This is a genomic window from Pedobacter sp. BAL39, from assembly GCF_000170795.1.
Classification (GTDB): domain Bacteria; phylum Bacteroidota; class Bacteroidia; order Sphingobacteriales; family Sphingobacteriaceae; genus Pedobacter.
Genome location: NZ_ABCM01000003.1, coordinates 254,615 through 272,400 on the forward strand (window position 1 = coordinate 254,615; position 17,786 = coordinate 272,400).

19 protein-coding genes are annotated in these 17,786 nt (G+C 39.4%); 17 read left to right on the forward strand and 2 right to left on the reverse strand.

The genetic code is table 11. From position 1 onward, the window contains the following. Positions 1 to 90 precede the first annotated feature (90 nt). The 17 genes from PBAL39_RS05585 (at position 91) to PBAL39_RS05665 (ending at position 11,570) form a co-directional block, all read left to right on the forward strand. Positions 91 to 1,536, forward strand: coding sequence for a GntR family transcriptional regulator (locus PBAL39_RS05585; protein WP_008239202.1), 1,446 nt, complete (start codon positions 91 to 93; stop codon positions 1,534 to 1,536). A 282-nt stretch (positions 1,537 to 1,818) separates the two neighbouring features. Beyond that, entirely contained in the window at positions 1,819 to 2,457 is a 639-nt protein-coding gene (locus PBAL39_RS05590; protein WP_008239204.1) for a DUF6266 family protein, read from the forward strand. A gap of 11 nt (positions 2,458 to 2,468) precedes the next feature. Further along, positions 2,469 to 2,765, forward strand: a complete 297-nt coding sequence (locus PBAL39_RS05595) for a helix-turn-helix domain-containing protein (protein ID WP_008239205.1) — start codon at positions 2,469 to 2,471, stop codon at positions 2,763 to 2,765. Between the two features lie 74 nt (positions 2,766 to 2,839). Continuing rightward, entirely contained in the window at positions 2,840 to 3,358 is a 519-nt protein-coding gene (locus PBAL39_RS05600; protein WP_008239213.1) for a hypothetical protein, read from the forward strand. Then, positions 3,345 to 3,896: a helix-turn-helix transcriptional regulator gene (locus PBAL39_RS05605; RefSeq protein ID WP_008239214.1), complete on the forward strand. Its 552-nt coding sequence runs from the start codon at positions 3,345 to 3,347 to the stop codon at positions 3,894 to 3,896. Before PBAL39_RS05600 ends, PBAL39_RS05605 begins: the two co-directional genes overlap by 14 nt. 281 nt (positions 3,897 to 4,177) lie before the next feature. Beyond that, positions 4,178 to 4,840, forward strand: a complete 663-nt coding sequence (locus PBAL39_RS24545; protein WP_008239215.1) for a DUF6266 family protein — start codon at positions 4,178 to 4,180, stop codon at positions 4,838 to 4,840. A 77-nt stretch (positions 4,841 to 4,917) separates the two neighbouring features. After that, complete coding sequence (locus tag PBAL39_RS05615) at positions 4,918 to 5,307, forward strand: hypothetical protein (RefSeq protein WP_008239216.1); 390 nt, start codon at positions 4,918 to 4,920, stop codon at positions 5,305 to 5,307. Further along, complete coding sequence (locus PBAL39_RS05620) at positions 5,301 to 5,777, forward strand: peptidoglycan-binding protein (protein WP_008239217.1); 477 nt, start codon at positions 5,301 to 5,303, stop codon at positions 5,775 to 5,777. The genes PBAL39_RS05615 and PBAL39_RS05620 overlap by 7 nt, the downstream gene beginning before the upstream one ends. 26 nt (positions 5,778 to 5,803) lie before the next feature. Then, on the forward strand, positions 5,804 to 6,295 hold the full coding sequence (locus PBAL39_RS05625; protein WP_232282902.1) for a hypothetical protein: 492 nt from the start codon (positions 5,804 to 5,806) through the stop codon (positions 6,293 to 6,295). Between the two features lie 799 nt (positions 6,296 to 7,094). Beyond that, on the forward strand, positions 7,095 to 7,355 hold the full coding sequence (locus tag PBAL39_RS05630; protein WP_008239219.1) for a hypothetical protein: 261 nt from the start codon (positions 7,095 to 7,097) through the stop codon (positions 7,353 to 7,355). Between the two features lie 62 nt (positions 7,356 to 7,417). Further along, positions 7,418 to 7,885, forward strand: a complete 468-nt coding sequence (locus PBAL39_RS05635; protein ID WP_008239220.1) for a JAB domain-containing protein — start codon at positions 7,418 to 7,420, stop codon at positions 7,883 to 7,885. 513 nt (positions 7,886 to 8,398) lie between these two features. Next, positions 8,399 to 8,545, forward strand: coding sequence for a hypothetical protein (locus tag PBAL39_RS25245; protein WP_008239223.1), 147 nt, complete (start codon positions 8,399 to 8,401; stop codon positions 8,543 to 8,545). Between the two features lie 54 nt (positions 8,546 to 8,599). Further along, a complete protein-coding gene (locus PBAL39_RS05645; RefSeq protein ID WP_008239225.1) occupies positions 8,600 to 8,782 on the forward strand; it encodes a hypothetical protein in 183 nt (60 codons plus the stop codon). A gap of 313 nt (positions 8,783 to 9,095) precedes the next feature. Next, positions 9,096 to 9,275, forward strand: coding sequence for a hypothetical protein (locus tag PBAL39_RS05650; RefSeq protein WP_008239229.1), 180 nt, complete (start codon positions 9,096 to 9,098; stop codon positions 9,273 to 9,275). 301 nt (positions 9,276 to 9,576) lie between these two features. Next, positions 9,577 to 9,864, forward strand: coding sequence for a hypothetical protein (locus PBAL39_RS05655; protein WP_157273912.1), 288 nt, complete (start codon positions 9,577 to 9,579; stop codon positions 9,862 to 9,864). A 266-nt stretch (positions 9,865 to 10,130) separates the two neighbouring features. Next, positions 10,131 to 10,373: a hypothetical protein gene (locus tag PBAL39_RS05660; RefSeq protein ID WP_008239232.1), complete on the forward strand. Its 243-nt coding sequence runs from the start codon at positions 10,131 to 10,133 to the stop codon at positions 10,371 to 10,373. A gap of 183 nt (positions 10,374 to 10,556) precedes the next feature. Next, positions 10,557 to 11,570, forward strand: coding sequence for a DUF6602 domain-containing protein (locus tag PBAL39_RS05665; RefSeq protein ID WP_008239233.1), 1,014 nt, complete (start codon positions 10,557 to 10,559; stop codon positions 11,568 to 11,570). 254 nt (positions 11,571 to 11,824) lie between these two features. On the opposite strand, the gene PBAL39_RS05670 is transcribed toward PBAL39_RS05665, so the two are convergent. After that, positions 11,825 to 12,781, reverse strand: coding sequence for a toll/interleukin-1 receptor domain-containing protein (locus PBAL39_RS05670; protein ID WP_008239234.1), 957 nt, complete (start codon positions 12,779 to 12,781; stop codon positions 11,825 to 11,827). Next, entirely contained in the window at positions 12,778 to 17,568 is a 4,791-nt protein-coding gene (locus PBAL39_RS05675) for a hypothetical protein (protein WP_008239235.1), read from the reverse strand. The genes PBAL39_RS05670 and PBAL39_RS05675 overlap by 4 nt, the downstream gene beginning before the upstream one ends. Positions 17,569 to 17,786: the final 218 nt, after the last annotated feature.

Genomic DNA, 17,786 nt, shown 5'->3' on the forward strand with positions numbered 1-17,786 from the left:
ATGAGATTGTAAATGTGACAGAAATATAAAAATTTATGTGTTGGGTAAATTAAATATGAATTTATTGCTTGTATTTATAGCTTTGGTTGTATGACTTACAGCGCTCAGCATAAAATGACAATAAAATCAAAAGATAAACTTAACTGGAATATCAACTGGCGGATCAATCGATCTAATAAATGTAAGCTTACCATAACTCAGCAAATCGTCGTCAAAATCCGATCTGAAGTCAAAAGAGGCAATTTTCCCGATGATCTGCAATTGCCGTCAATTCTGAAAATGGCTAAATATTTAGGTGTTGACAGAGGTGTCGTCTCTCGATCATACCTCTCACTGGTAAAGCTGGGGCTTTTATACAGTATTCCTTCCGTTGGATATTTTATAAATGAAGTAATGGCTAAGGTTGAGGAGCCGGATCCGGTAGAGTGTGAAGAAGAGCTACTACCCATCAATGAACGATCTGAGTATCGTGATGATCAGAAATTGACATTGAACACCTTGGTATTGGGTCGTAAAGTGAGGCGTTTAAGGCATGATGCTTATGCTGCGGTGGTCAATGAACAGTTGCCGAAGTCAAAGGCAGATCGGGAAATCTCTTTTTCGGACTTCATCTTTCAATATGCATCAGGATATTTAAAAGGACATAAATACATTCAGCGTTCTAGTCAGCTGTGTATTTTGCCAGAATCTGTAACCTTAATGAAGGTACTGAAATATGTTACCAAACCAGGCGATCAGGTCGGCATCGTATCCTCCAGCGATACTAAGATCACTAATTTATTGAGTGAGCATCTTCGGATACCAATATTTACTGGTGGTAGTAGGGAGGGAATGCGTGTAGACCATCTGAAGAAATGCTGTGAACAATCTGAAATTAAAGCTGTAATTGTGAAACATCATGATGACGGGCCTTTCCCAAGCCAACTCACAGAAAGTTGTTATCAGGAGATACTTGCCTTATCATCAGTCTACAAGTTCTGGGTTATTTTTTTAGATGATGACCCATTGTATTATCATGGTCACCATCTCAATCCTGCAATAGATACCGACCGGGTTGTCTATGTGTGTCTTCGTCAATTTATTCATGAGTACTATAATTTCGGGCTGGTTTGTGGTCCATCCAAGCTGGTTAGAATATTAAGAGAGGAAGCTGAGCCAATGATGGACGATTGGGATGACTACTCTGAGCGAAGGTCTTTCTTCAAACATGCAATGGAGCAGTTGGAGAAGGAAATACGGCATATTCAACAAACGCGTAACGGCAATCAAAAACATTTGAAAGTGGCTTTTGAGAAATACCTGGGTTCCATGGCAGAGCTCACTGTTCCGGAGCTTGGACAATTTGCAACCATCACCTTTAAAACGCCGATTGATCCCGGCATTTTAACTTCAGTTTGCCAAAGCCCCGTGTTTAACAAAAGGTCGAATCTAAACTTGAAGTTTAACGAACCAATTCAGGTGATCAGCATAAGCTTGATGATCAAAGACTGGGGGGCGGTGAAGGCGATATTTAAGGAGATCAGCAGAGGGTGCTAAGATCTTGAGCGGAGAGGGAGACCGTCCGGAGACGCTTTAAGATTAACAGGGGGTCTACCTGGGGTAAACTGGGGGTCTACCCGGCCTTGACAGGGTAAAATGCAGGTCTGAGGCCCGGTCTTGACCGGGTGGACCCCGGGTAGACCCCCGGTTTACGCCTCGATTAGGCCCGGTTAATCTGGTTCCTTGTCCGAAGCGTGGCCCTAGCTAAATAATAGCACTACGAGCCGGAGGGGGTGATTTTACAAATGAATTAATCAGTTATCACTAAATAATAAATCTATGGCTAGTTCAAAAAAAAACCGCGGAGGTAAAATGTCCGGAAAGGTCGGTCGAACCGTAACGTATCCGCTCTATGGCGAGGATGTGATGAGGAGTATTGGGGTAAGGAAAGCGCCTTTTACCAAAAATGAAATTGTGGCCCAAATGGGTATGAAAGTGGTTCAGTCGTTCCTTAATATCATATATCCATTTATTTGTGTAGGGTTTGAAATTGAGGCCAGATTGCATCGCCGAAATCCTCAAAATGTTTCTTTTGCCTATAATCGGAAGAATGCGGTAACTGGAATTTATCCTGATATTGGTATGGACTTTCCTAACGTGCTGGTATCCAAAGGAGATTTGAGTCCTCCGCTTAACCCAAGGGCAACGCTGTCCAATCGAAAGGTTGTCTTTGAGTGGGATTATGATTCGAGAGCGAGGAGGCAGCATTGGTCCGACCAGGTCATGATGCTGGTCTACTTGCCTGAAATACCGGATGCAGTGTTTATTACGGCCGGATCAAGCAGGGAAACAAAGACAGCCAGCATAGATATACCAAATTATTTAACCTTTACCCGGTTGGAAACCTACATTGCTTTCATCTCTGATGATAGAAAGCAGGTTTCGAATAGTGTTTATACCGGACCATTAATTCCTTAATTAAAATAATTATGCATCAACAAAAAATTCTGGAAATGCTGGAAGCGATTAAGCTTGCCCTGGCAAACCATACCTTAGAAGTCAGTGGATTCATTCAGAGACATAATGCTGAACCTGAAGAGATCTATCTCAACACCCAGGAAGCACTTCATCTACTTCAACGTTCGGAAAGAACATTGTACTATTGGATAGATAAACATTTGATTACAGTGAAAAAAATCGGAGCGAACAATTATTTCCTGAAGTCGCAAATTTTAGCGCTCATTAACAGGAAAGGTGGAAGTGATCCAGAAACCGTAAATAGGTAGATTTAGCTTTTTGACATGAATTAATTACGTGGAATACGTGACCATTCCAGTCGCATTACTTTTTAAAATCAAATATGCCAAAAGTTTACTTTTTATGTAAACTTTTGGCATATTTGATAGTTATGTATGTGGTAAATACTGAAACTGGCGAGAAGCATTTGGCGAAGGTTATTCAAGTTCACTCTTTGGAAATTGCGAAGATTGATAGGAGCCAGCGATTTGATTTCAATTGGATTGAAGAAAAGACGTTTAAGGTATATAAACTGGTGATTGATGATATCGAAGAGCCAATTGGTTTATTGTCATTGAGGGAAAGACCAGATGATTATGCTATAGAGATCCGGTTACTTGCCTCGTCTAAAGATAACGTTGTTAAAGGTCAGAAATATAGACGGATTGCAGGTAAAATGATCGCATTTGCATGCAGGGAAGCTTTTAAAGCCGGATTTGGAGGCTTTGTGTGTTTGAAACCTAAGACCACGTTGGAGCAACACTACATCGCTAAATACGGTTTTGAATCAACAAAATTGTTCTTAATAACGGAGGGACAAAATTCATTAAAACTAATTAAGGAGTATTATGAAAACCAATAAAAGGAAGAAAGAAGTCCAGGGAACAGATTTTTCCCGGTTCAGCAGAGAAGAACTTGCGGATGCTTTTGTTTTTCCCTCTGATGAAATGGTAACCACTAAGGAAAAGAACGAAGAGGAGGGTTTTTGGGAGGCCAGACGCAAACGTTTTGAAAGTCGCTCATCGGTGCAGCAGATGTTTGACGAGCTGTTGCAATTAAAATATCAGTTAGAGGATTATATTGGTAGTGATCAATACGAGGAAAAGCTAAGCTTTGGCTATTTTCTGAATGAATATGTAAGCAGGCAGGAAAAGAAAGATAAAGAATTTGCCAATGAAGTAGATGTAACCCCGGCAGTTTTGAGTCAGTACATCAATGACCATCGCAAACCTAAGGATGAATTTGTGATTAGACTGGAATTACATTCGAATGGAATGTTTCCTGCAATCAGTTGGTTTAAGGTGATTCAGAAGGAGAAAGAACACGAGATCAATACCAATGAAGAATTAAGACGCGAGGAAAGTAAACACGTAAAAAATCGTCTGGATTTGGCATATTAATTTATTTATCAAATCATGTGGTTAGGTTTGATTTGTTATAGCGTGGAAAATAAGATGTGGAAACAACGTTCAAGTTGGATTTTCAACTATGGCAGGTAGCAAAATTTAATAATATATCGCCTTCAGCTCTGCAAAATACTGCAGTACTCCTGCAAAGCACTGCAATTAGGTCCTGTCTATTAGGAAGTTATATTTCCCGTGTCTACATTCGTTCAACGAGTTCGAAACATCCGGAGGTGGAAAACTCGAAATAACAGAATGTTTCACTAAATAAATTAATTATGGGAAAATACAATGGAGGAATCCTTGGCCGATTCTCCGGCAAAGTCGGAGCGGTAATTGGAGCCATGTTCAGGGGTACAGCGGTAATGAAAGGTTTACCGACCCCGTCTAATAAACCCTCTTCGCTGAAACAATTGACGCAGCAGCTGAAGTGGACATTGGTAACCGGCTTTGTGGGCCGCCTTTCTGAATTCATCATGATCGGCTATCAAAATCACACCACTGGCGCTACGCCGCTGAACGCAGCATCTCAGTATCATCTGAAAAATGCGGTAACGGGTGTATATCCTAATTTCAAAATGGATTACGCACAGGTTTCTTTGACGGAAAAGAGTACTTATAAAAAACTGAGTCCTTTGTTTAATGCCGAGCTGGAAACTGCACCAATGCACAGAATCTTGCTCACCTGGGAGCCTGGTGAGGGTTTGAGAAAACCTAGTTCTGACACCGATCTGTTGCAGGTGATTTTTTACAGTGAGCTGCACGATGAGTTTGTAGGAACTGGGGTTGAGGCTACCAGGAATTCAGGAACGATCACTATCGCTTCACCGCGTGTGTACTCCGATGGTCCATTGCATGGATGGGCATTCTTCGTCTCTGAAGATGGAACCTTGTTCTCACCGACCGTCTACCTTGGTACAATTACCACTACCACAGCGTAGTAATGATTTCCCGGCAGTATTTATGAGGTGCTGCCGGGTTAATCTCTAAATCAATTATTCACTTAATATCTTAAACTATGAACACTAAGAAATTAGGGTTGGAGGAATCCCCTGCGCCAAATTTTCCTGTCCTGTTTAAACGTACTGAGCCTCTGATTTTGTTTTTGCTGATGCTGTTGCTTTGGTTTTCAGCTCCAGGTTACCTTCGGGAAATGGACTCTAGTACCGGTACAGTGGATCAAAGTATATGGCTGCTGATCCTGTTGAGTATCATGACATTCTTGCTGCTGATTGGCTTATGCTGGTGGCTGCTGCAGCGTTTTCTTCTGGCAACTACATTACCTTCTATCGGCACTATGGTTTCAAAATTTAATTTACTTTCTATATGGGAGCAATACATGTTTTACTTAGCCTCTTTTGCATTGCTGCTGTTGGCAGCCCTGTTCAGCCTTCTAGCCATTTGTTAAGGGATCAAAACGATCTTAAGAGAAGCAATATTGTGCAATTGGCACAACGGGAGACTGGCGTACGTGAGATAGGAAATACGAATCGTGGTAAGCGGGTAGAAGAATACCTGGCTTATGTATCGCTTACGGGTGGCGAACCCTGGTGTGCTGCTTATATCAGCTGGATTTATGGACAAGGTGGTTATGTTAAACCCAGATCGGCATGGTCGCCGGATTTACTGCCAGCATCCAGACTTGTGAAGATGCCTTTATCGGCAGACGTTTTTGGTATTTACTTTCCTGAATTGAAAAGGATAGCTCATGTGGGAATCGTCGTTAGTCGGGATGGCGATTGGATTCTAGGATCGGAAGGCAACACGAATGTGGATGGTAGCAGGGAGGGGAATGGTGTATATCTGAAGCGTAGACATATCAGAACGATAGCGAAATATGCCGATTGGGTTACTAATGGAAAGGAGGTAGGGCAATGAGAGTTTTTATCAAATGGATCTGCCTGATGAACTGGATCATATTCGTAGTCATTGGCTGCAACATGTTTAAGGATGTTGCTCTGCAACGAAGCCTCAATAAAAATGATGATAAAGCTTCAAAATCAACTCAGCTGACTTCAAGTTGGGAAGGGCTGAAAGAGATGAGTTACTTCACTTTGGTCAGGGACTCAGGAAGCCGCCAGTATCAGGTGATGCTCTGGCCTAAAGGCCCGTTCAGCTTTACTGAAGATGGTGGATTTACGGGTGAGGCTGAAAAGGTGATGATTACAGGCAATGTTTCTTCTGTTAATACGAGTACTGGACTGATGAAAGGTATGGAAAAGTTGAATGGTGATGTGCAGGTGAAATCGGATGAAAATCATACTGCGGTTGCGACTTCAAAAACTGAAAGCCAGACAAAAACCGTTTCCTGGAAATGGTGTTTGATTGCTGGTATTGTAGTTGTTGCATTTGGTATATGGTTGTATAAAAAGTCCAAACGTGCGCCGGTCTTCTAAAACATATTTTTTAACCTGGGAGGGAGGTTGGGGCTGCTGTCTTTTGACGCAGCCCTTTTTAGTTTTATACCTAACTGATCAGGTTTCTCTGTGGATGGTTGTCTGTCAATCAGTTTTTATCGCCATTGCCAATATTGGTTGGTAATTGTTAGTTTGTGTCGCTTAAAGGAAATTTTGGCTTTATTTAGATGTAATGTGAGTGTTTTTTCTTTTTAAAATACTTTTATTTAAAAATAATTTAAAATAGTTAACCACTGTAGCTTCTTAAATGTCGATATTGTGGTCAAGTTATTACGGCAGATAGATGTCTGTTACGAATAACCCATTTAATTTGAATTGGCATTTTAAATCAACGATACTTTGCAGGACAGACCTCGGAAATCTTAGCAAGCAAAGCACGGTGATAGAGTGCCCGATTTCTGTATATTTGTGCAGAAATATGGGCGTTCTCCGTAGGCTTGCTAGAGGGTTTCGGCTCTTACCTCTCCGAGGGGGTGTTCTGCATGCGGGGAGCGACCATATTTCTTGCTTCCCTCTTTTAGAATCATTGCTTTATCGCCTCAAAAACTGACAAGCAATGATTACTTTAACCCTGAACCCAGTATCTGTTATTTCCATCATCTCCCAACATCCATTATGTTGCCGTTCCGGCATTTTTGTGTTGCAGATCAAACCTGATCCGCCTGGCTGATCCTGCCATTTAATTTCCTAACATTTTATTCCATAATGACCTCCCGGGATTTTGTCCCAGAGGGATTGCTATGCCCAATTTTTTGTTCACCCTTAAAACCCTTGAAGTATGTTTGAAATCAAAAAAAGCACCGTAACCATTGCCGTAGATACCTACGAAGGCTTCGAACACCAATACGTAGCCGATCTGCAGAAAGACCTAATCCAGTTGATGCAGGGTATTCACATGTTGAGTAAACACCGTGAGTTGGATGATTTTCCGACAGGAGACCTGTACAGTATTGTGCAGCTGCAGCAAGCACTTTGTCCGTCTGTGGAGGATTTGGAAGCTGCTTATCCGATCTTCTTACCTGATGGTATTAGCATTTAAAACCCGACTGAATAGATAAATAATTGAATAGCTGAATAATTGATAAGAAAATTTAACAAACGATGAACATAGGAGACAAATTTTATAAAATCCCGGAGATAAAACTGATGTATAATCCGAGAGTGAAGGCAAGCGACAGGCCTAAAGTTGGAAATGCCGCAGAGACTTATAAGATCTTTATACAAGATTGGAATAGACATAAAATCTATTTGATTGAGCAGTTTAAAATTTTGCTTATCGATAAGCGAATGTCGGTGCTTGGTATCGTTACCATAGGTTCAGGTGGCCTGGATGGGGTGTATGTTGATCCAAAAATGGTATTTGCGCCAGCGATCATCAGTGGTGCAAGCGCTATCGTTTTGGCGCATAACCATCCTTCAGGTGAGGTAACGCCTAGTCCAGCGGATATCAAGCTTACCAATGATCTGGTGACACTGGGAGAAATACTTCATGTTAAAGTGCTGGATCATTTGATTGTGACCAGAGGACATTATTATAGCTTTATTGATAATCATTTGATTAAATATTGATATGAAAAGGATGATTGTAATTGCGTTGTGCTTAGTTCCACTGGCGGCCGCCAGTGGTGCTAAATTTTTAATGATAGCGGATAATGAAGATTTCGTATTTGTGTGCCTGAGTAAAACGGCGCACAAATACCATAAATATGAAGATTGTAGAGGGCTATTGAAATGCACTCATGAGGTGAGGAAATCGAGCAGGAGCGAAGTGGATACTGCAAGGTTGAGCGCTTGCAAGATTTGTTATTGAGGCCTATGTTTTTGGATCATGGGTTTATGATACTGATCACTCGATCTCGGGATGGTTTGATCTCCACTGTTTCACGGGGCAGGATGAAGCGCCGGCTTTGCTAAAGAATATCAGCAGATATGCAATTGGCCTGAAACAGTACCCATTGGTGACTTACTTTTAAACCTCAGTGAGGTGGAACGGGCATCAAGGCCGGCTGTCAGCAAATGAAGAAATTTTAATTTTAAACCAAGAATTATGAATTTAAACATCTGAAAGACCGAAAGGCAGACATGACTGCTTTAGGGGGCAGTAAGAAAAACATTGAGCTGATGGAACGGTACATGAAGGACAACGTGGCTTCTTTTGTGCCGAAAGAGATCATCCCCGCGAGCAGGGGACAGGTAGAGATTTCCATCCCTTCTATGCAGTCGGGGTAGTCGGAGTTTTATCATTTCAATAAGTTCACTGCTGCGTAAAATAAGGCGAAGCCATTGGAAGAAGGGCACAAGTACTTTGTGATCACGCCTGACCTGCCGAAAAAGGATGGTAAATCCCAGTATAAGTCTTTTGAGCATTCCAGTGATGCTATTAAGCTGTTCAACGAGCTGAAAAACGGGGAACTGAAAAGCGGTAGAGACCTGGCGGGCAGTGGCCATTTGGCGTTGATGGAATAAAGGAAATTCAATTACGTGAGCAAGGATTCCAGGCGACGCTGTTTACCAAGCCGCTGGAGCAGAATATCTGGATGGATAAGGGAAAGGGGAAATCTATACAGCCTGGGTAAAGCTGGATTTGGAAGGTGGTAAGGAAAATGGGAACTTTAAGCTGAGCAGTTTCATGATCCGCAGTATGGTTTTGATCTGAATAAGGTGCTGGAAAGCTAATGCAGACATGGCTTGGGGGTGTAATGTCAATTTAATCTGAGGTTTAAGGAATATATTTTCTTTAACTAAGGAGCGTCCAATTTTAAATATTAAAGCAGTTATTATGAAAAAAATTGAATCGTTAAAAACATTGATTGCAAACGCTGAAAAAGATGCGGAGAAGTTTTATTTGAGAGGAAATAAGGCAGCGGGTACGCGTTTGAGGAATGCCATGCAGCAGGGTAAAGTACTTGCTCAGCAGCTGCGGGCAGAGGGGCTTGCGATTAAAAGCAAAAAAAGTTAAGTCGGACCGCAATAATGCACTTTCAGCTGCGTATCAATAGTTGAGGGCGTTAATTTAGATAACGGGGAATGGTCGGCATGACTGTTCCCCGTTTTTTATGTGGTCATTTGCTGAATGGCTTGGGGTTATTATTGTTTAGTCCTTAACATTGACTTCTAATAATTTGATGAAGTTCAGGTTATCTGTGCTGAATCATTTTATAATTTCGGCGGTAACAAAAATTTGGATTGGTTGATCTCTCTGTACAAACAACAATTTAAACGTAAAGATCATGAAAGCTTTTTTACCAACCATCGCATTAATGCTGCTTAGTTCAGCCCTTATGGCCCAATCGGGATTGAAAACCACTCCTGCCAGAGAAACACCAAATACCAGTTTCGGAGCCCGGGTGAATGCTGCTCAACCGTCCTCAGACGGACAACCAATCGGGGGTATCATCGTTAAAGGCGGGTCGACCGGTTCGGCCAATCAAATTTTTGCCGTGGCTAATGAATACGACGAATTTATCTTTACGGTGAGAGTGGCTGGAGATTATTCTTTGAGTATTGAAGGTAACCCGCTGTACCAGGGGCTCAGGACATTCAGCTGAAAACCCATTACACACTTCCCTTCCGGCGGCGCCTGGAAATCCGATTGGTCGCATTATCGTAAAGGGCGGTAAAAACCCGGGGGGAAGTTTCTTCAATGTACAAGCTGATGAAAACGGAACTGTGGAATTGATAGGTTTGGAGTCGGGCAACTATGCTTTTAGGATGGAGTCTGTCGCACCCATTAGATCAAGTTCCATAAAATCGAAATAATAACTGTCCCTTATGTTGCTTTACACCAGCTTAACACTGGCTAGGGATAAACAATATGTTTGAATCGCTGTTTGCTGTTTGGTTAGAAAAAGGAGAAATTATTCCATGGTCTAAAGGGGATTATCCTTCGTCTTATAAAAACCAGCCAAAGTATTTACGTGAAAAAGCAGTCGAAATAGCCAATGAGGTCTTAAAAGAAAGTGGTGATAAGGGAATAGCGATTGCTACCGGGCTCAAAAAAGCTCGGGAGTATTTTAAACATCATCCTGAGGAAACAAAAAAAATTGCTGGAAAATAAATTGTTTTTCATAAATTTAAGCATAAGGGAATTGGAGCCCCAGTTTCAAGTAGAAATGGATGGCAACCTGGTTAAGGTTTCATAATATTAACTGGAGGGGAAGCGGGGCTTCCATGCGTGCTTCAATGATTCCAGAAAGCCGTTGTGATTAAATGAAAAATATAAGCCCTACACCATAGAAAAATGAGCAACAATGGATCTCCACTTCGTGCACAAATGCCAACCCAAGGGTGGAAACAGTTCCTGGCTGCACGAACCAGAATGCTCGCTGCTTATGATCTTGCGAGGGACTTAGAAAACAACAAGCTGGTAAAGACCAGGCACGGCCGTGTAGCAGAGGCCGAATTTAGAAAGTGGCTGAGCGAATTCCTGCCAAAGCGATATGCCGTTGCCTCTGGTTATATCATTTCTCCCGGCATTTCGAGTTCCGAGCACATGGTGCATTATGATGTGATTATATATGATCAGTTGGAATCTCCAGTGCTATGGGTAGAGGAAAATCCGGATTCTTCCGGGCAGGGAAAATCGCTTGCAATTCCTGTGGAATATGTCCACGCGGTATTCGAAGTAAAATCCGCTTTTAATAAGAAGTCATCCAAAGAAGCTGTTGAACAGCTGTCAAAGTTAAAGCCATTATTGGCTAGACTAGATCCTCCGAACAGTCGCAGCGAGCTGCATCTCCCTGCGAATTTTTTCTGCGCCACGGTGTTCTTTGAGCTCCGAAAAGAGCATGAGAAGGATTTTGCTGCAATGGACGAGCTGGTCGAAGCCACGATGCTAAGGGGATTCTATGGGGGAATTATACTTCGCGCTGATACGCTCGATAAATATTACAGCGGGAAAATATACTTCAGAAACGAAAACATTGACACTGGGCCCAACAATAGTTCATCATTATCTTTTTGGACAACATCGAAATGCCTTAAATATAAAGATGATGCCTATTTCAGTCTGTTATTGACATTCTGGGAACAGCATTTTTCGGAATTTGCATTCGACATCATTGCGCTTTTGAAGCGAACCTATCACCCCAATGCTCTATCCAGCCTATATTGTATGGGCTCAACCGCGATGGAAAATGGCAGCTGTGTAGAAACGAGGTGTGCTGATCCAGAGGCTGTTAAAATGTATCAAAAGGAAACTGCAGCAATTCTAAGCGCAAAGGGATTTGTGGGTTTTGAACCGTCCGACCTGTAATTTCTTACAGTCTTCCTTGTTGATATTTGATCCGAAATCCTGCATCGCTTTTTTAATTAAGAGATCGGTGTTGTACTCAATTGAATGGTCAGTTTTGCTAAAAGTGTTTTTTTATCCAGTTTTTCATGGAGGAAGAAATTTTAAATGATAAAATGCTACAAATTGCGATAATGCTAAAGCGATGTTTATTACTGAGTATTTCATTCGGTCCGGTTATTTATAATGCGCCTTGCAACCTAGATAACATAAGGTGCCTAAGCTTTTGAATATCCTGACGCCGCAATGTATTCCAAAAATTCTTCGACTTTTTTGTTGAAATGCGTTACGTTTATATCTCCAAAAAATGCTTTTCTATCCTGATACAGATTTAATAAGGAATCTCTGTTGGAAATTTTAATGCCCTTATTTACTACTTTTACCCAAGCTATATCTTTCGAAGAGGCCGGAGGCAATAATATAGGCAAAAACATGAGCTCATCCATTAAACACCATGCTGCTCCTTCTTCGTTTAGGCAAACCCTACTTATTAGATAGTCAGGACTGACAAATTGAATGAAAAGACCCGTCTCATCTTTTAAAAATGTTCGGAGATCTTCTGGAATATTTATCCCTCCGGCTATTCCGTGATTTTCTTCACTAGTAAATTTTATTTTTGCTAGATCGAAGTTTAGCCCACTATTCAAAATAATGTCACGAAATTTTTCGACGACCTCCCGGTCCTTGGAGGTATGGCTGAGGAAAATTCCTTGCTTTGTCGTAGTGAGTTTATTGTCCACTAATAACGACGAATTGGTGATGATCTGCAGTTTTGTTTGCGGTGCAAATGTATTCGCAATCTTATCGTGGTAGTTGTCGTAAGAATATACGTCTAAAGTACTATTACCATCCTGTTCGTAGATTTCTCTTTTCGGGGCTGAAGAGATTAAATGGAACCTTAACCCAGGAAAGTACCTGGTGATGCTAGAATTTTTAAAGGTATCGTATCCCTTATTGTTTTCGCTATGGTGTAAATGAACTAGAAATAAAAAATTCTGTTCATCATCAGCATCACTAATAGTTGTTTTAAATACTTCAAGCCTTTCAATTAATTTTACATCCTGAAACAGATCTATGCCGATTTTCCTTTTAGTTAGGGCATTATCAAAATTATTTTTTTCGTCCCAAAATAACAAAATAGTCTTTCCTAATATTTCATAATCTGTTGACGTCATAATTTTATAAATTTAATTTCATGTGAATAAATCCCATTTGAACCAGTTGCTTTATGAAACATCTGGATGGGGAAATCGTTTAGGTTATTTAGTCTCATCAAGCCTTTTCCTCCGCCTTTTAGAACCACGCCTTTTTTAATTGAGTTCTGAATTTTGAAAGTTAAAAACTCTTTAGATTCAGTCCATTCGATTATTATTTTTTTACTTAGATCTGCATGTCTCAGATTTTCCTTCAACTCGGAAAATATTACATGGTGCAAATATACCTTAGGAAAAGCTACAGTAACTGGTGGAGGTGAATTTGTCTCGATATTTATTTTTTGATCTGTTTCTTTGATTTGTATTAAAAACGCATCAAAGTCCTCTTTGATATTTGGAGTTGTAATGGAATTGAATATTTTCGAATATTCGGAGTTGTTCATAATGAATTTATCGAAAAGCTTGTCAAGTTTTGAACTAATAATAGCGACGTCTTCAAACTTCCCGTTGTGAATCCAATCGCCCAATTGTGCCAATAAAACTCTAAGCGATATGGTGATGTTCTCCAGGTTGTTGTAGGTTTTTTCTTTATATGGTAAAAAGAAATTAGGGTAGCGACTAGAAAAGTTCAACAAGTCTTCTATAAACTCTGAAATTGGATCCCATGCGTTCTGAATGATCACTATCTCCTCTTCGTAATCTTCTTTATTAATTTTTTTCTTGTTTAAGACTTTTAATTGAGTATTGATGATCTGCTTATCATTATAGATATATTCATTGTGAGAGGCGTCATCAAGTATTCTTGCGTAATTGCTCTTAACTTTGGTGAGTAAATCGTCAAAACTGGATTCAACAAAAGGCAGTGTGGATATAAATGCCCTAAACATCTTCAGCTGGGACTTTTCCTGCCCTAATTGTGAATTTTCAATGGCAGCTTCTATCAATATTTTTATACGCCCGCCTAGTTTTTTCTCTTTCAGTTGATTAACGTCAATTGGAATAAACTTTAGCAATTTTAAAAAGAAGTAATTCAAATCCGAATAACTGCTGTGGTAGGTTTTAATCAGGAATATAAACCTGTTCACCGTCATCATTTCTATAAAATACTTGCCCTGGAAAAAGATAAACAACAAATGGAAGAAGTTTTTATTACTCCATTTATAAAAAAGTGATTTCTTAGCGATTCTTGGGGAATCTGGTATGTTCGGATTTCCAAATATTATTGTTGTAATAAACGATTCTAACCTTTCTGCTAAATCGGGAAGGACGCTCCTTATTTTTTCGTATAGATAAGGTTCATGCAGAAAAACTGCGCAGATGAGTTCAATTGTCTTATATCCCTCTGGATTGTCAACTTTAGTTTCATATTTCACGATAAAGTCATCAAAAAAATCAAAGTACTCTTTAAAATACCTGTAGGTAGCAATTTTGCCTACCTGATCCTTCACTAAAATGAGCTCTTTAATGATACTGCTGTCATCCCAGTTCTTCAATAGATATTTATTATTTGGAGAGTCGATTGTTTTTAATGAAAGTTCGTCCAGAATTTTTCTTGCTTCTTCTTTAATCTTGTTTGGGGTATTGGGAATATTTACAAGTTCATCTAGCCACTCATTCTCCTTAACAACCGGGCTTTCTTCTATGTGGTAGGTGGGTATGTGCCAATGACAGGCAAAAATGGTTTTTACTTTTACCTCTGTATTGCTTCCCATCATTGTATTGAGTCGCGAGAAAAATTCCATTTTATGATCACTCAATCTACCTATTATCGATAGCACTAAAATTTCTTTTACATCCAACAAAGCTATTTCTTCAATCATCTGGATGATGGAATCTCCAGTACAAGAACCATCATCAAAAATCATGACCACCTTCTGGTGTGACAAGGTTTTTAGAAATTTAGGTGTATCGGGAAAGCGCCAACCTTCATTTGTCTGAAACCGTTCCAGTTCGTAAATGTCTATGCTGTTATTCTTTAAAACGTCAACTGTTAAAATGTCATTGTCTATATTAGTTGCTGCTGAACCCTTTGGATAAAAGACCATATTTAGCCTTTTTAGGAATTTTTGATCAATTCTTTCGAAAATTACTTTTAGTATATCTTTACAGTTGTCTCTGTCTTTTAGAAGGTTTTTTAAATCGAAGAAATATGGATGGATTAGGTTATTAAATTTGAAGTAGCCTGTTTTGATACAGTCGTCAGGGATCAATTCAATAAATTCCACATTTTCGAGCAAGATTGAATCCTTTTGATGGCTACCCTTGACGGACAACTCTATAGGTGTGTTTGTATACGGATTTATTCTAACAACTTTCAAACTTCTGTCCTTCAACTTTTGTCGAAGGCCAGCTCGTTTAAGCTTCTTTATTGGCCTTTGCACCAATGCAGTCAGCTTTTTATCCAATTGTGGTTTGTCGTACTTCTCACTCTCGAATTCAGGATCGCGTGTATCAACAACTACAGCCACGTGTGATAAATTAGCTTCTTTTTCGTTTAGATACCGATCAAGGAAATTGGCGAGATAACCGGTCGAGATTACGTCGCAGATCAAAATAAACTCATCCCCTGGCTTTATGTTGTCCTGAAAGGATTGTTCAGAAACAAAAGAATGATGATTCGAAACAACAACGACATTTTTTCCTTTGATAAGATTGTTATCTACCAGTGATTTTACAATCTTTTGGCTATTAGAAGAAATGCATATAAATTTTATCTCTGGATTTTTTATAATGTGGTAGGAAATGATTTCGAAGATAGCGTTCGAAATGTATTCGCAGTTATTTGTGTCACCGAGCATGTTAGACATCTGCACATACTGATATTGGTAATAATTTCCGCTGCAGAGAAACACGCTTCCGTTGATTTTTAAGGTAGATTCGCCAACCAAATTTTCTAGTTCTAGTTGTTTAGATTTCTCTACTCTATCTTGGTAATTTGAGACTATATTACTGTTTGACGTTTTCTTGGCCTTATCATACTGCTTTTGAATTTCTTCTCTGTTTATAAAGGATTTTAGGTTGCCCTGGCTATCATAATAGTTGATATGCCCAATAATATCATCCGGATATTGAAAATCTCCCTTCCTTAAGCTATGATCATCCAGTAACAATTCATTCAGCTTGGATATATCTGCGTCTGAATATACCCCTAGCCAGAAAATTGTAAGCTCGCTTTCTACATTGCTAAGATATATGAATGGTGTTGGATGAATCTTATATTTCCGATCGACTTCACTGAGGTATTTGATCTCTTCTCTAATGTTGATCAAAAACTCCAATGGGGGCGGGTTAATGATTACAACATTCTTTAACAGATTTATCGAATAGTCAGAAATTAGGAAGAAGATGATTTTCTTGCTGATCCTTTCGTCTATCTGGTAACCTTCGAAATCAATATAGATCAGCGTATTGTCCGGAAATGAAATAATTTTATTTAATAGCAGATCAAACAGATCGTCATAGATTCTCTTTTTTAAATCCTCTCCCTGTAGTTGTTTTTGAATTTGGAATACGCTTACATATTCTATTTTCTTATTGAAGTATGCATACTGGTCAACATTCAGTAATTGTTTAATTGCAGTTCCTTCAATTTGTACACTGGAATGGCGTTCAGGGACATATATGCTGATTAAAGTTCCTGGAAAAAATTCTTCTCCGTTTCCAAACACTTCTATAGCTTCCTCAAAAGATTTTCTATCCGAAAAATCGAATAGTATTTTGCCATAGTTACTTCTGGCCACCAACAACCCCTCGAACCGTCTAACAATAGTCAGCAGGTCAAATAATCCTCTGGGTACGTTGATTTTTTCTAGATATTTTTTACTAATTGGCTGCTTCGATGAATTGGGTTCAAACGCATACCTCAATACTTTTGTATCGTGGGAAGCATTTACCAACTTTCCTTCATCAGACGTCTTTTCTGCTTTTAAATACTGAGCATTGAGTGTCGTAGGAATCCCTAGACCAAAATCTAAAAAAGACAATTGAAGTACAGACTGGTTCTTCCACTTTCCAGTCTTTTTGTCCCTATAGAAGTTTTTACCCTCGTCAATCATTTCATCGTTGAAATTCTTATCCAGCATGGACTGAACTTCTCCTTTATTAAAGGATTTTTCATTGAATTTGGTCTTCAACGAAAGACTCATAAATGCATACTCTTTTTTGGAATTGAAAAATGACTTTTGAAAATGGTCAAGAAAATTTTCATATAACTCCTTTGTTATTATCGAGCTGAGCGTTTGGTTTTCAAACGGAAGAGCACAGTTGTTTAAGCTTAGGATATCATTGGTCGCGTCGTTTAAAAGATAAATATCTGATAATAGTTCTGAGATTTTACGATCACTATAGCCTTTAACAAAATCGAGGGTGATGAAGGGCGTTACACCATATCTGTCATAAATTTCGGACTCTTCCGACGACAATTTAAATTCTTTTTTAAAACGCTGTATTTGATTGCCATCTAGGTCAAAGTACTTCGCATAGTTTTGATTGGGTACTATTTCATATATTTTCCAAACATCCCAAATTTGGACGAATTGTTTGGCTTTGCGTTTTGAGACCTTCGGAATTTTTCCAACCCCTAAAAAATGCACGAAAAAAGGAATGTCATTTTCAATCAGATAATGCATGAGTCCAGTTAGTATGACAAGTTCCTGATTTGAAACCCATTCAACTTCAGATAGATCAAAAATATATTTGGTATATTTTTTAGATGTATAAGCTTTAAAAAAGTCAGCTACAATTCGATCAATATGTCTTTCTGTTATTTTATAGCCGAATACAATAGCGAATTCATCAGATTTTGGCATTTAGATATTTGGTTTATTAATAGAGCTAACGCAAGATAGAAAACTATCTTCTAATAAAAAACTGACGAGCTATGGTAGGCGCTTTTGATAAAGTCCTGCTAGCTAGGGGGATTTGTAGATTTCCAGATTGGATTATTTTTGGAAGATGCTCTTTGAACTTAAAAGGAGTCTAAACTTTTGCCAATGATGCACGCTGTGCGGTGTAATAATTTCACCCC